The sequence below is a fragment of the Phenylobacterium sp. genome, from assembly GCF_025351295.1.
Taxonomy (GTDB): domain Bacteria; phylum Pseudomonadota; class Alphaproteobacteria; order Caulobacterales; family Caulobacteraceae; genus Phenylobacterium.
In genome coordinates this window covers 23,420-36,786 of sequence record NZ_JANXWD010000042.1, presented here as the reverse complement: position 1 = coordinate 36,786, position 13,367 = coordinate 23,420, and the positions used below count along the sequence as shown (strand labels likewise).

Here is a 13,367-nt window from a genome sequence, read left to right as displayed (position 1 = left end):
CCACCCGCGGCATGTCCTGCATCTCGAACGACAGCGATCCGGGCGTCTCCATCAGGATCATCCGCACGGCGTCCGAGGCCTCGCCGACCAGGGCTTCGGGGGCGGCGCGGGGGTCGAAGTAGGTCACCGCCACGCCGAAGCGCCTCAGGACGTTGTCGCAGAACCGGCGGACCGGCTTGTAGACGTTGTCGACCACCAGCACCTCGTCGCCGGCCTTCAGCAGCGCCATCATCGTCCCGGAGATCGCCGCGATGCCCGAGGGATAGAGCGAGACGCCGACCGCGCCCTCCAGCACCGCCAGGGCCTCCTGCAACGCCGCCTGGGCGGCCAGGCCGGCGCGGCCGTAGGTGAGGTAGTGGGCGTCGTCGTAGAGCGCGTCGGCATTGGGCAGCAGCACCGTCGAGCCCTTCTGGATCGGCGGGCCCACGGTCCTGGCCAGCGGGCCGGCCGGTCTTCCGGCGTGGATCAGGCGGGTCTCGTCGGACATGCGGGGTTGCGGGGCCTGGCGACGCTGGCGAAAGTGCCAGCGGCAGTTAGAGCCTCAAGCCTTTCTCGGTTTCAAGGGAGCAGCGATGAACCGGGGCCTCGCGGCCTTGTCGGTGTTGGCGGTCGCCCTGGCCGGCTGTTCCGCGCCCAAGCCCGCCGAGCCGCCGCCGCCCGCGACGTCCGCCCAGCCGGTGACGGCCGCAGCGCCGGGGTACAAGCCGGCCAGGAGCCCCACGCTGGAGGCGGTGCGCAAGCGCGGCTATGTGGCCTGCGGGGTGCATCCGGGCTTGCCCGGATTCGCCCTGCCGGATGCGCGCGGCGCGTGGCGCGGGTTCGATGTCGACGTCTGCCGGGCGGTGGCCGCCGCGACGCTGGGCGACGCCGCCAAGGTCCGCTTCACCACCATCGGCGCCCAGGACCGGTTCGGGCCCCTCAAGTCTGGCCAGATCGACATCCTGTCGCGCAACACCTCCCAGACCTTCGCCCGCGACGCCGGGCTGGGCGTCAGCTTCCCGGTCACCACCTACTATGACGGCCAGGGCTTCCTGGTCCCCAAGGCCCTGGGGCTGAACAGCGCCCAGGAACTGGCCGGCGCGAGGATCTGCGTCCAGGCCGGCACCGCCAGCGCCGGCAACATGGAGGACTACTTCCGGGTCCGCGGGATGAAGTTCCGCAAGGTGACGACGACCTCGGAGGCCCAGGCCCGCCAGTTCTATGAGAGCGAGACCTGCGACGCCTTCACGGCCGACGTGTCGGCTTTGGCCGCGACGCGGTCCCTGCTCAGCAATCCCGCCGCCCACGTCATCCTGCCGGACGTGATCTCCAAGGAGCCGCTGGGTCCCGTCGTTCGCCAGAACGATCCGGCCTGGGGCGAGATCGTCCGCTGGAGCGTCTACGCCACCCTGCTGGCCGAGGAACTGGGCCTGACCTCGCGGACCGTCGAACAGGCCCGCGAAACCGCGACCGACCCGGAGGCGCGACGGCTGCTGGGCGTGGACGGCGACCTGGGCGCGCTGCTGGGCCTGAAGTCGGACTGGGCCTATCAGGTGATCCGCCAGGTGGGGCCCTACAACGAGATGTTCCGACGCGACCTGGGCGCGGACTCGGCCCTGCGCCTGGACCGCGGCCTGAATGCGCTATGGAACGCGCCAACCCCCGGCCTGATGTACGCGCCGCCGATGCGGTAGGGGGCTGGCCCAGGGGTAAACTCGCCTTTGCCCCTCCCACTCGACCGTCATCCCCGGCCTTGTGCCGGGGACCCATGCTTCGGCTTGCGCGATTGCGGCAGGCCGCCCAGTGCGGCCTGCTTCCCCGATCAGGGCGGTGGCACGACGGATTCCCGGCACAGGGCCGGGGATGACGATCCTGAGGTGGGGATAAGGTAAAAAAGGGGTTCTGGCGGCGCCCGCCCTACAGCTCCAGGCGCATGGCGCAGCGGTCCTTGAAGCCGGCGTTGGCCTCGTACATCAGCCGCTGGCGGATCGTGGCCGGGGCCGCTTCGGGCGTCCATTCGCGGAACCCGGCGGCGGCGTAGAACGGGCCATTGAAGGGCAGCGAGCGGAAGGTGGTCAGGCTCAGGCAGGCGAAGCCGTGGGCGCGGGCCCAGTCGGCGACCACCGCCAGCATCCGCCGGCCGGTCCCCTGGCCCTGGTGGTCGCGGGCCACGGCGAATTCGTCGATGTGCAGCCGCCCGCCCTCCGCATGCGCGCCGAGGAAGGCTTCAGGGCGGCCGCCGGTCTCGGCGACCCACAAGGTCCCGGTCGCGAGGTAGGGCCGCCACTCGTCGGGCGAGGTGACATCGGTGAACACCCGGGGCGGCACGTCGCGCCCGGCGAAGGCTTCGGCGGCCGACAGTTCCACGCGGGGCAGGTCGGCCAGGTCGCTCTCGCGGGCCAGGCGGATCTCCACGGCTCAGGCCCCGGTGACGACCGCCGTGTCGGACCGCGCGCCCCACTCGCTCCACGAGCCGTCGTAGACCGCCACGTCGAACCGGCCCAGCCGGGCCAGGGCCAGGGCCAGGATCGAGGCGGTGACGCCTGAGCCGCAGGTGGTGACGATGGGCCGGTCGAGGTCCGCGTGGGCGAAGGCCGCCCGTAGGTCATCGACGGACTTCAAGGTCCCGTCGGCGTTGACCACCAGGTTGAAGGGCAGGTTGAGCGCGCCGGGCATGTGGCCGGATCGCAGGCTGGCGCGCGGTTCCGGCGCCTCGCCGCGGAAACGGGCGGCGGAGCGGGCGTCGACCACCTGGGTCGAGCCGGCGGCCAGGACCTCGCGCACGTTGTCGAGGTCGGTCACCAGCCGCCAGTCGAAAGCCGGCTCCACGGCCACGGGCTGCGGCGAGGCCTCGGTGGTCTCGACCGGCCGTCCCTCGGCGCGCCAGGCCTTCAGCCCGCCGTCCAGCACGAACACCCGCGGATAGCCCATCGTCCTGAACGTCCACCACACCCGCGGGGCGGAATAGATGCCGTGGGCGTCGTAGACGACGATCGTCGCCTCCCGGGCCAGTCCCAGCGCGCCGGCCGCCGCCGCGAACGCCGCCGGGGTCGGCAGCATGTGCGGCAGGTCGGTGTCGCGGTCGGCGATGGCGTTGATGTCGAAGAACACCGCGCCCAAGATATGGCCGGCGACGTAGCTGTCGCGACCCTGGCCGGGCTGGCCGACCAGGGGCAGGGTGGCGTCGACCACCCGCACGTCGTCGTCGCCGAGGCGCTCGGCCAGCCAGGTTGTCGAGACGAGGGGATCGGTCATTCCAGCCACGCGGGGGTTGGCAGGCCTTTGTCACGCAGGAAGGCCGGGTTGAAGATCTTCGACTGATAGCGCTGGCCGTGGTCGCACAGCAGGGTGACGATGGTGTGGCCGGGGCCCATCTCCTTGGCCATCCGGATCGCGCCGGCGACGTTGATGCCGGTCGAGCCGCCCATCACCAGCCCCTCGAATTCCATCAGGTCGAAGATCGCCAGCAGCATCTCCTCGTCGGAAATCCGGTAGGCGTGATCGATGGCCAGGCCCTCCAGGTTGGCGGTGATCCGCCCCTGGCCGATCCCCTCGCTGATCGACGAGCCTTCGGAACGCAGTTCGCCGTCCGTGTACCAGGCATAGAGCGCCGCGCCGTACGGGTCGGCGAGGCCTATGCGCACCTTGGGATTGCGGGCCCGCAGCGCGAGAGCGACGCCGGCCAGGGTGCCACCGGAACCCACGGCGCTGATGAAGCCGTCGACCTTGCCATCGGTCTGCCGCCAGATCTCCGGGCCGGTGCCTTCCACGTGGGCCTCGCGGTTGGCGACGTTGTCGAACTGGTTCGCCCAGACCGCGCCGGCCGGCTCGGTCGCGTCAAGTTCCGCCGCCAAGCGACCGGAATACTTCACATAATTCATCTCGTTGGCATAGGGGACCGCGTCCACCTCCACCAGCTCCCCGCCATAGAGGCGGATGGCGTCCTTCTTCTCCTGGCTCTGGCTTCGCGGGATAACGATGGTGGACTTGTAGCCCAGCGCCTTGCCGACCATGGCCAGCCCGATGCCGGTGTTGCCGGCGGTGCCCTCGACGATCCGACCGCCGGGCCGCAGCAGGCCCTTCCGCTCGGCGTCGCGGATGATGTAGAGCGCGGCCCGGTCCTTGACCGACTGGCCGGGGTTCATGAACTCGGCCTTGGCGAGGATCTCGCAGCCGGTCTGCTCGCTGGCGCGGCGCAACCGGACCAGCGGGGTGTTTCCGATCAGGTCGATGATGCTGCCGGCGACGTGCATGGCCGCCTACTTAAGGAAGGCGGCGCGCCGCGAACAGGGGCCCGGTCAAGCTTTGCAGAGGTTGAGCTGGACGACGTCGGTCCGCTCGGTGCGGAAGCCGGCCTCGCAGTAGCTCAGGTAGAAGCGCCACAGCTTGCGGAACCGCTCGTCGAAGCCGAGGTGCTTGATCTCGTCCCAGGCGGCGTCGAAGCGCACGCCCCATTCGGCCAGGGTGTCGGCGTAGTTGGCCCCGAACCGGCTGATCCCGGCCCACGCCAGGCCCGCCCGGTCGGTCTCGGCCTTCAGTCGCTCCTCCGAGGGCAGCATGCCGCCCGGGAAGATGTACTTCTGGATGAAGTCCGGCGTGCGGCGGTAGTGGTCGAACAGCTCGTCGCGGATGGTGATGATCTGCAGGCCGGCGATGCCGCCCGGCGGCAGGCTCTCGCGGATCTTGTCGAAATAGGTCGGCCAGTAGCGCTCGCCCACGGCCTCGAACATCTCGATCGAGGCGACGCGGTCGAACTTGCCCGCCACGTCGCGGTAGTCCACCAGCCGGATGTCGGCGCGCTCGTTCAGGCCCTGCTTGAACATCCGCTCCTTGGCGAACTTGAACTGTTCCTCGGAGATGGTGATCGCCGTGACCTTGGCGCCCACGTCCTTGGCCGCGAACTCGGCGAACCCGCCCCAGCCGCAGCCGATCTCCAGCACATGGTGGTCGGGGTGCAGCGCCATGCCCTCGCACAGGGTGCGGTACTTGCGCGCCTGGGCCTCGGCCAGCAGCTCGCCCGGCTTCTCGTAGATGGCCGCCGAATAGGTCATCGTCGGGTCCAGCCAGCGCGAATAGAAGGCGTTGCCCAGGTCGTAGTGGGCGTGAATGTTCTTCTTCGACCCCAGCCGGCTGTTGCCGCGCAGCGCGTGGTGGATCAGGTTCACCAGGGCCATGCAGGGGTTGCCGAACGCCACGCGCTCGAAGCGCGCGAAGTTGGAGGCCAGCACCTGCAGCAGGATCGACAGGTTCGGCGTGTCCCACTCGCCGGCCATATAGCCCTCGCCGAACCCGATGGTGCCGGTGTTCAGGGTGCGCTTCATGAAGTTGTAGTCGTGGATGACCAGCCTGGCCTCGGGGCCGGGCTCGGCGCCCTCCAGGCGGATGTGGCGGCCGTCGGGCAGAACGAAGGTCATGACGCCGATGGCCCAGTTCTGGATCATCGATCGCGCGGCGGTGCGGAACGTCAGCGGCGTCCCGCTGATGTCTAGTCCCTGCGAACGCGCGTTCATGCAGTTCCCCCAAACCCGGGCTTCGAGAAGGCGCCGAAGAGTCGTCCCCGGCGCCATTTGACGGATCAGGATACGGGCGGCAAGAGGCGGGAGACGCGTCCGACGCGATCTTTCCCGGTTGAGTAGCCAGGCGGCAGGGGCCATTGAGCCGCGGGTCGCCACCCCGAGGAGCCCCCATGGCCGTCCTGACGCTCGATCGCTGGAAGCTCGCCATCGGCTCCGGACAGCCTCTGGTGGTGATCGCCGGGCTGAATGTGCTGGAGGACCTGGGCCTGGCGCTGGAGGTGGGCCGCCACCTGCGAGGGGTCTGCGCCGAGCTCGGCCTGCCGTTCGTGTTCAAGGCCAGTTTCGACAAGGCCAACCGCTCGTCGGTGTTCAGCTACCGGGGGCCGGGCCTGGAAAAGGGGCTCGACATGCTGACCGCGGTGAAGGTGGCGCTGAACGCCCCGATCTGCACCGACCTGCACGAGATCGGCCAGGCTGAGGCGGTGGCGGCCATCGCCGACCTGGTGCAGATCCCGGCCTTCCTCTGCCGCCAGACCGACCTGGTGGTGGCCGCCGCGCGCGCCACCCAGGCGGCCAGCGGCCTGCTGCATGTGAAGAAGGGCCAGTTCCTGGCGCCGGGCGACTGCCGCAACATCCTCGACAAGGTCAAGGAAGCCATCGGCGAAGACCGGACGATCCTCTGCGAGCGAGGCGTGTCGTTCGGCTACAACAACCTGGTGGTCGACATGCTGGCCATCGGCCAGATGCAGGACCTGGGCTCCCCGGTGACCATCGACGCCACCCACGCGGTGCAGTTGCCAGGCGCCGTGGCCGGCGCCAACGGCGGCTCCACGGGCGGACGGCGCAGCGGCGTGCCGGTGATCGCGCGCGCGGCGGTTGCCGCCGGCGCCGACGGGGTGTTCCTGGAATTCCACCCGGATCCGGACAAGGCCCTGTGCGATGGGCCGAGCGCGCTACCGCTGGAGGCCGCTGCGGGGCTGTTGAAACAGCTCAAGGCACTGCGCGAGGTTGTAGGCTAGCGTCCAGTCTCAACCAGACCTGTGAAATTTCGGCCCGCTGCCGCGGCCCTACGGCCGGGATGACGGCTGTTTGTTGCTGTTCACCTACGCGCCGTCGCCACGCGGACGCTCCGAATGCGGGATAGGGGTGGAAACTTGCCACTGGGTTGTGGACCTGCTGGGTTGTCGCGCTTGATGGATCGAAGGCCCAACCGCAATGGCAAGGTCATTGGCCCAGCCCGTAAGAATGGTCTGGGCTCTCTGCCTGGCGATCGGGACCTGCACTCATGTCGCCACCCTGATCTATGGCTGGAACGATCGCGTACCGTTGGCGAGCGTCATCTTCTGGAACTCGCTGACCGTCCTTGACCCTCTGGCCGCCGTGCTCCTGTTTCTGCGACCTCGCCTTGGAGTTGTCCTGACCCTGGCCATCATGGTGTCAGACGTGGGTCACAACATCTGGGCCATTGCCGCGTTCGACGCGATGGTCTGGCCGGTGGCCGCGCAAGCGCTGTTTCTGATTTTCGTCTTGGCCACCGCGCCGCTGATCTGGCGCGACGCCCCGGTGCAGAAGGCCTAGGCCCGAGACGGGGCGAAAGCCGCCAGGGGTTTCCCGCCGACCAACGGCCATTCCCCAGAGCCCGCAACGTCAAGCGAGTCCTGGCCGCCGCTCGCACGCCTTGACCGCTCGCGCGACCCGCCGCACACCCTGACGCCATGGATCTGGCCGCCCTCCAAGCCCTCCTGGCGCACGTTCCCGGCAAGCGGGTGGCCTGTGTCGGCGACCTGATGGTGGATCGGTTCGTCTATGGCAGCGTCAGCCGGGTCTCGCCCGAGGCGCCGATCCCGGTGCTGGCGCGGCAGCGGGAGCTGAAGATGCTGGGCGGCGCGGGCAATGTCGCCCGCAACGTCGCGGCCCTGGGTGGTTCGGTAGCCCTGGTCGGGCTGGTCGGGGGCGACGCCGAGGGCCAGGACGCCGCGCGCCTGGTGGGCGAGGCGCGGCCAGCCATCGACGGCTATCTGGTCACCGACGCCGGACGGCCGACGACGCTGAAGACCCGGTTCATCTCCGGCGGCCAGCAGCTGCTGCGCGTGGACCTGGAGGAGAGCCGCCCGGTCACCGGCGAGGTCGAGCAGCGGCTGATCGGCACGATCCGTGACGCCGCCCGCGGCGCGAGCGTGATCCTGATCTCCGACTACGGCAAGGGGGTGGTCACCGACGCGGTGATCGCCGCGGCCCGCGAGACCGCTGCGGCCACCGGCGCCAAGGTTATCGTCGATTCCAAGGCCCGCGCCTTCGCCCGCTACGGCGAGATCGACCTGGTGAAGCCCAACGCCGCCGAGCTGTCCTACGCCACCGACCTCCCCACCGGGACCGACGCGGAGCTGGAGGCGGCGATCGCGCGGGCGCTGGAGCTCTGGGCCACCCGGGGCGTCCTGGTCACCCGCGCTGGCAAGGGGGTGTCCCTGGGCCTGCGCGGCGAGGCCGTGCGCCATTTCCGGACCACGGCGCGGGAGGTGTTCGACGCCTCGGGAGCCGGCGACACGGCCCTGGCCGCGCTGGGCCTGGCGCTGGCCGCCGAGGCCGACCTGGAGAGCGCCATCGCCTTCGCGCAGCTGGCCTCCGGCGTGGCGGTGGGCAAGGCCGGCACCGCCACCGTCGGCGCCAGCGAACTGGTCGAGGCCGTGCTGTCGGCGCACTCGGCCCACGCCGAGGGCAAGGTGGCCACCGCCCAGCGGATGGTCGAGGAGGTCGCCCGCTGGCGCGCGCAGGGCCTGCGGGTGGGGTTCACCAACGGCTGCTTCGACATCCTGCACAAGGGCCACGTGGCCTATCTGGCCCAGGCGCGGACCTGGTGCGACCGGCTGATCGTCGGTGTGAACTCCGACGCCTCGGTGCGGGCGCTGAAGGGGGAGGGACGGCCGGTTAACGACCTGGAAAGTCGCGCCCTGGTGCTGGCGGGCCTGCGCAGCGTCGACTTGGTGGCGCCCTTCGACGAGGCCACCCCGGTAAAGCTGATCGAGGCCGCCCGGCCAGACGTGCTGGTCAAGGGCGCGGACTATTCGGAGGACCAGGTGGTGGGCGGCGACCTGGTGAAGTCCTGGGGCGGCGAGGTTAAGCTGGCCGAGATCGTCGACGGCTATTCCACCACCGCCGCCATCGCCCGGATGACCCGGGCCCAGGCCGACAAGGAACAGGCATGAGGCGCCGCCGCAATGACTAGACGGATCATCTTCATCACCGGCGGGGCGGGCTTCATCGGCTCGAACATCGTCGCGAAACTGGCCGAGGACCGCGAGCTGGACGTGGTGGTCTGCGACGGCCTGCGCGAGGCCGACCTGGGCAAGTGGAAGAACATCGCCAAGCATCCGATCGGCGACTTCGTGGCGCCGGACGAGATGTGGGACTGGCTGGAGAAGCGCTGGCGCGACATCGAACTGGTGGTCCACATGGCCGCCGTCTCGTCGACCACCGAGCCGGACGCCGACAAGATCATCCGCTCGAACTTCTCCCTGAGCCGCGACCTGTTCCGCTGGTGCGCCGACCACCAGCGCCGGCTGGTCTACGCGTCGTCCGCCGCCACCTATGGCGCGGGCGAGCACGGGTTCGACGACGACAACGAATACGAGGCGCTGGCGCGCCTGCGGCCGCTCAACACCTACGGCTGGTCCAAGGCCCTGTTCGACCTGTTCGCCGCGCGCCAGGCGTCGCGCGACTATGCCCCGCCGCAGTGGGTGGGCCTGAAGTTCTTCAACGTCTACGGGCCGAACGAGGAGCACAAACACTCGATGAAGTCGGTGGCCTCGCAGATCTGGCCCAAGGTACGCGAGGGCCACGCGGTGCAGCTGTTCAAGAGCTATCGCAAGGACGTGCCCGACGGCGGCCAGAGCCGCGACTTCCTCTATGTGCGCGACGCCGCCGACGTAACCCGCTGGCTGTTCGAGAACCCGCAGGTGAGCGGCATCTACAATCTGGGCTCCGGCCAGCCGCGGACCTTCGAGGACATGGCGCGGCAGGTGTTCGCCGCGGCCGGCAAGAACGCCCAGATCGAATACACCCCCATGCCGCCGGCCATCCGCGACAAGTACCAGTACTTCACCGAAGCCCGGATGGAGCGCCTGGCCGCCGCCGGCTACACCCAGCCGCTGACCTCGCTGGAGGCGGGGATCGGCGACTATGTCGGCGGCTTCCTCAGCCAGCCCGACCACTACCGCTGACCATGGACCCGCCGGCCCCGCGACGCAGGCGCTGGCTGGTCCCGACCCTGCTGGCGCTCGTCGTCGTGCTGACGGGCGGCGTGGCGGTGTTCTGGGGCGACATCGTCTCGACCCGGCTGGACCCCAAGGTGCCGTTCCAGACCTATGACCCGCCGCCCGCGCCGGACTACGCGACCGCGCGGGCCTGGTACCTGCGGCCCGGGCCCCGATCGACCTTGGCCGCCGACGTCTTCTTCGTGGCCCCCACCACCTATAGCGGCGGGCACAACTGGAACGCCCGCATCGACCACCCCAAGGCCAGCCGGCAGTTCCGAGAGGAGATGGCGCCCAACTATGTGGGACCCTTCGTCAGCGTGGGCCGCATCTTCGCCCCCCGCTACCGGCAGGCCAGCCTCTACAGTCTGACCACCCTGCGCGAGGACGCCCGCGAGGCGCGGCAGTTCGCCTATGGCGACGTCCGCGACGCCTTCCGCAGTTACCTGGCGCGCGACAACGGCGGCCGGCCCTTCCTGATCGTTGGCGTGGAGCAGGGCGGCACCCTGGCTTCGCGGCTGATCGCCGAGGAGGTGACGCGCGATCCCGCGGTGCGCGGCCGGATGGTGGCGGCCTATCTGATGGACACCGTCGTCCCGGCCGACGCCCCGCCGGCGCCGCCCTGCGCGCGGCGCGGCCAGACGGCCTGCGTGGCGGCCTGGGCGCGGGTCGACGAGGGGGACTTCGACGCCGCCCAGCGCCTGCTGGCCCGCGCCTTGGTGTGGAACGACCGGGGGGAACTGGTGAACCTGGCGCCGCGCGCCGCGCTCTGCTTCAACCCGGTGCTGGGGGCGGTCACCACCCAGTCGGCGCCGGTCCGCCTGCACCTCGGGGCAGTGAACGCCACGGGCCTGGAATGGGGCGCGCGCCCGGCCTTCATGGCGCGGCAGGTGTCCGCCCGCTGCGAAGGCGGCGTCCTGCGGGTGAGCCGCCCGAAATCGGCCTCGCTGCAGCAGACCGGTGACTGGGCCGATCGCCGCAAGGTCCCCGGCTTCAACCTGTTCTATGCCGACGTCGAAGCCGACGCCAAGCAGCGGCTGGCCGCATGGCTCGCGGGGTGACAAGCTTCGCCCCAACCAGAGGAAGCACGCCCAGATGACCGAGAGCTCCAACCGCCAGATCCTGCTGGATCGCCTGCCGGCCGGCGACAAGCTGGCCCCCGATCACTTCGTCCTGAACGTGGCGGAGCGGCCGACGCCGAGCGAGGGGGAGGTGCTGCTGAAGACCCGCTATATCTCTCTCGACGCCGCCAACCGCGCCTGGATGCAGGGGGCGACCTATCGCTCGGCCCTGACCGGCGGCCAGGTGATGGCCGGCGGCGGCCTCTCCGAGGTGGTGGAATCCAAGGTGGCGCACCTGAAGCCCGGCGACCTGGTGTTCGCCGACGCCGGTTGGCAGGAATATGCCGTCCTGCCCGGCAAGCACCTGGCCAAGCAGCCGGACCTGAAGCCCGAGACTCACCTGCTCAGCGTCTACGGCATCGCCGGCCTGACCGCCTACTTCGGTCTCCTGGAGTGCGGCCAGCCGAAGGCGGGCGACACGGTTGTGGTCTCGGCCGCCGCCGGCTCCGTGGGCTCGATCGTCGGCCAGATCGCCAAGATCAAGGGCTGCCGCGTGGTCGGCATCGCCGGCGGCGAGGCCAAGGGCCGCTGGCTGGTGGACGAGCTCGGGTTCGACGCGGCGGTCGATTACAAGTCGACGGAGTTCAAGCGGCAACTGCGCGCGGCGGTTCCGGATGGCATCGACGTCTATTTCGACAACACCGGCGGCGCCGTGTTCGAGGCCTGCCTGTTCGCCATGAAGAATTTCGGCCGCATCGCCTGCTGCGGCGCGCTCTCGCAGTACGATGGCGCCCCGCCGCCGCACGGCCCGCGTGGCATCCCCGGCCTGATCGTCACCAAGCGCCTGACCCTGCGCGGCTTCGTGGTGATGGACTTCGCGGCCCAGAACAACCAGGCGCTGGCCGACCTGCAGGGCTGGGTCGCCGATGGCCGGCTGAAGGTGCAGGAGGACATCATCGACGGGCTGGAGAACCTGCCGTCGGCGCTGATCGGCCTGCTGGGCGGCGAGAACCGGGGCAAGCGGATGGTCCGGGTTTGAGCACCTCGCCCTTCAGCCCCACCTATGCCGAGGCGCGCGCGAAATTCCGCGAGGCGGCGGCGGCGGCGGGCGCGACCCTGTCGGACTATCGCCATCCGGAGCGCGGGCCGGATGACGGCGACCTCACCACCGACGTCGCCTGGATCGGACCGGCCGATGCGGACGCGGTGCTGATGCTGGTCTCCGGCACCCACGGCGTCGAGGGCCACTGCGGCTCGGGCGCCCAGGTCGACTGGCTGCGGCGCGGGGAGGCGGCGCGGCTGGGCCAGCGCCTGGCCGTCTGCCTGGTCCATGCGATCAACCCCTACGGCTTCGCCTGGAGCCGGCGCGTGACTCATGAGAACGTCGACCTCAACCGCAACTTCATCGACTTCGCCGGTCCGCTGCCGGCCAACCCGGAATACGACGGGCTCGCTGCGGCCGTGAAGCCTGCGGATTGGGGCGAGACAAGCCAGGCCGCCTCGCGGGCCGTCCTCAGGGCCTATGCCCGCGAGCACGGGCCGGCGGCCCTGGTCCAGGCGCTGTCGGGGGGCCAGTACAACCATCCCGACGGCATCTTCTATGGCGGCGCGGGCGAGACCTGGTCGCGGCGGACCCTGACCGCGGTCTTCCGCGACCGGATGGCCGGCGCGTCGGACATCGGCCTGATCGACTATCACACCGGCCTGGGGCCCGAGGGCTATGCGGAACAGATCGTCAGCGCCGCGCCCGACAGCGCGGAATACCGCCGCGCCCGCGACTGGCATGGCGCGGCGGCCACCAGCCTGACCGGCGGCGACAGCGTCTCGGCCAGGCTGGCCGGCGACTGGCTGGACGCCGCGCCCCGGCTGCTCAGCCACGCGCGGGTCACCGGCATCGCCCTGGAGTATGGCACGGTGGAGTCCGGCAAGGTGATGGGCGCCCTGCGCGCCGACAACTGGCTCCACGCCCACGGCGACCCGACCGGCCCGGACGCAGCAGCCATCAAGGCGCAGATCCGCGCGGCCTTCTACGTCGACACCGACCTGTGGCGCGGCATGGTGCTGGGCCAGTCGCTGATCGCCACGCGACAGGCGGTGGCGGGGCTGACGAAAGCGGTGAGCGCAAGCTGATCAGACGCCGTCGGGGGGCTTCCAACTCGGTTGACCCTCGAAGGTCGGAAGCGATGGATCCATGGCGTCCCAGCCCCGCCGGGTTCTGGCGAACACGGCCACCTGTGGGCTCAGCGTTTCCGAATTGTCGAGCGTGCCGGCGCAGACGGTCATGAAGCCCGGCATGCCGGTGTTCGTCCCGAATAGCGGACTCCCGCAGGTGTGACAGAACAGCCGAGTGACGGTGTTGCCCGCGTCACTTGTCAGGGCGAAGGACGCGGGCTTCCCCGTGATCGTCACGGCCGCCTCCGGGAACATCGCGCCGGTCGTATGCGCCGCACCGCTGAGCCGCTGGCAGTCCAGGCAATGACAGTGGGCGACGACAACCGGGTCGCCCTTGATCGTGTAGGCGCAGGCGCCGCAAAGGCATCGGCCGGTCCACATGCTCGCGC

Annotated in this window: 14 protein-coding genes; 8 read left to right on the top strand and 6 right to left on the bottom strand. The window is 70.3% G+C overall.

Going from position 1 to position 13,367, the window contains the following annotated elements; translation table 11 throughout:
* On the bottom strand, nucleotides 1-487 hold a 487-nt coding region (locus Q0R13_RS06445), incomplete at its 3' end, for a PLP-dependent transferase (protein ID WP_293901208.1).
* An 85-nt stretch (nucleotides 488-572) separates the two neighbouring features.
* Between Q0R13_RS06445 and Q0R13_RS06440 the strand changes: the two genes are divergently transcribed.
* Nucleotides 573-1,673 (top strand): amino acid ABC transporter substrate-binding protein, encoded by a 1,101-nt coding sequence (locus tag Q0R13_RS06440; RefSeq protein WP_293901205.1) that lies wholly within the window; start codon nucleotides 573-575, stop codon nucleotides 1,671-1,673.
* Between the two features lie 223 nt (nucleotides 1,674-1,896).
* On the opposite strand, the gene Q0R13_RS06435 is transcribed toward Q0R13_RS06440, so the two are convergent.
* The 4 genes from Q0R13_RS06435 to Q0R13_RS06420 are packed head-to-tail and all read right to left on the bottom strand — an operon-like array spanning nucleotide 1,897 to nucleotide 5,489.
* Entirely contained in the window at nucleotides 1,897-2,394 is a 498-nt protein-coding gene (locus Q0R13_RS06435) for a GNAT family N-acetyltransferase (protein WP_293901202.1), read from the bottom strand.
* Between the two features lie 3 nt (nucleotides 2,395-2,397).
* Nucleotides 2,398-3,234 (bottom strand): 3-mercaptopyruvate sulfurtransferase, encoded by an 837-nt coding sequence (sseA, locus tag Q0R13_RS06430; protein ID WP_293901199.1) that lies wholly within the window; start codon nucleotides 3,232-3,234, stop codon nucleotides 2,398-2,400.
* Complete coding sequence (locus Q0R13_RS06425) at nucleotides 3,231-4,232, bottom strand: cysteine synthase A (protein ID WP_293901196.1); 1,002 nt, start codon at nucleotides 4,230-4,232, stop codon at nucleotides 3,231-3,233. The genes sseA and Q0R13_RS06425 overlap by 4 nt, the downstream gene beginning before the upstream one ends.
* 45 nt (nucleotides 4,233-4,277) lie before the next feature.
* The gene (locus Q0R13_RS06420) at nucleotides 4,278-5,489 is read right to left on the bottom strand and encodes a cyclopropane-fatty-acyl-phospholipid synthase family protein (protein ID WP_293901193.1); all 1,212 of its coding nucleotides are present in this window, start codon (nucleotides 5,487-5,489) and stop codon (nucleotides 4,278-4,280) included.
* 176 nt (nucleotides 5,490-5,665) lie between these two features.
* Here Q0R13_RS06420 and kdsA point away from each other — a divergent pair, with 176 nt between their 5' ends.
* From kdsA to Q0R13_RS06385, 7 genes are all read left to right on the top strand, one after another.
* Complete coding sequence (gene kdsA, locus Q0R13_RS06415; protein WP_293901190.1) at nucleotides 5,666-6,514, top strand: 3-deoxy-8-phosphooctulonate synthase; 849 nt, start codon at nucleotides 5,666-5,668, stop codon at nucleotides 6,512-6,514.
* Nucleotides 6,515-6,740: 226 nt separating this feature from the next.
* Entirely contained in the window at nucleotides 6,741-7,073 is a 333-nt protein-coding gene (locus Q0R13_RS06410) for a hypothetical protein (protein WP_293901188.1), read from the top strand.
* 137 nt (nucleotides 7,074-7,210) lie between these two features.
* A complete protein-coding gene (rfaE2, locus tag Q0R13_RS06405) occupies nucleotides 7,211-8,698 on the top strand; it encodes a D-glycero-beta-D-manno-heptose 1-phosphate adenylyltransferase (RefSeq protein WP_293901185.1) in 1,488 nt (495 codons plus the stop codon).
* Between the two features lie 12 nt (nucleotides 8,699-8,710).
* The gene (gene rfaD / locus Q0R13_RS06400; protein WP_293901182.1) at nucleotides 8,711-9,712 is read left to right on the top strand and encodes an ADP-glyceromanno-heptose 6-epimerase; all 1,002 of its coding nucleotides are present in this window, start codon (nucleotides 8,711-8,713) and stop codon (nucleotides 9,710-9,712) included.
* A 2-nt stretch (nucleotides 9,713-9,714) separates the two neighbouring features.
* Nucleotides 9,715-10,806 (top strand): DUF3089 domain-containing protein, encoded by a 1,092-nt coding sequence (locus tag Q0R13_RS06395; RefSeq protein ID WP_293901179.1) that lies wholly within the window; start codon nucleotides 9,715-9,717, stop codon nucleotides 10,804-10,806.
* A 34-nt stretch (nucleotides 10,807-10,840) separates the two neighbouring features.
* Entirely contained in the window at nucleotides 10,841-11,845 is a 1,005-nt protein-coding gene (locus tag Q0R13_RS06390) for an NADP-dependent oxidoreductase (RefSeq protein ID WP_293901176.1), read from the top strand.
* The gene (locus tag Q0R13_RS06385; protein ID WP_293901173.1) at nucleotides 11,842-12,936 is read left to right on the top strand and encodes a M14 family metallopeptidase; all 1,095 of its coding nucleotides are present in this window, start codon (nucleotides 11,842-11,844) and stop codon (nucleotides 12,934-12,936) included. Before Q0R13_RS06390 ends, Q0R13_RS06385 begins: the two co-directional genes overlap by 4 nt.
* Here the strand turns inward: Q0R13_RS06385 and Q0R13_RS06380 are convergent, their stop codons facing one another.
* Nucleotides 12,937-13,359 carry a GFA family protein gene (locus tag Q0R13_RS06380; RefSeq protein ID WP_293901170.1) on the bottom strand — a complete coding sequence of 141 codons (423 nt, stop codon included), beginning with the start codon at nucleotides 13,357-13,359 and terminating at the stop codon, nucleotides 12,937-12,939.
* Between the last annotated feature and the right edge of the window lie 8 nt (nucleotides 13,360-13,367).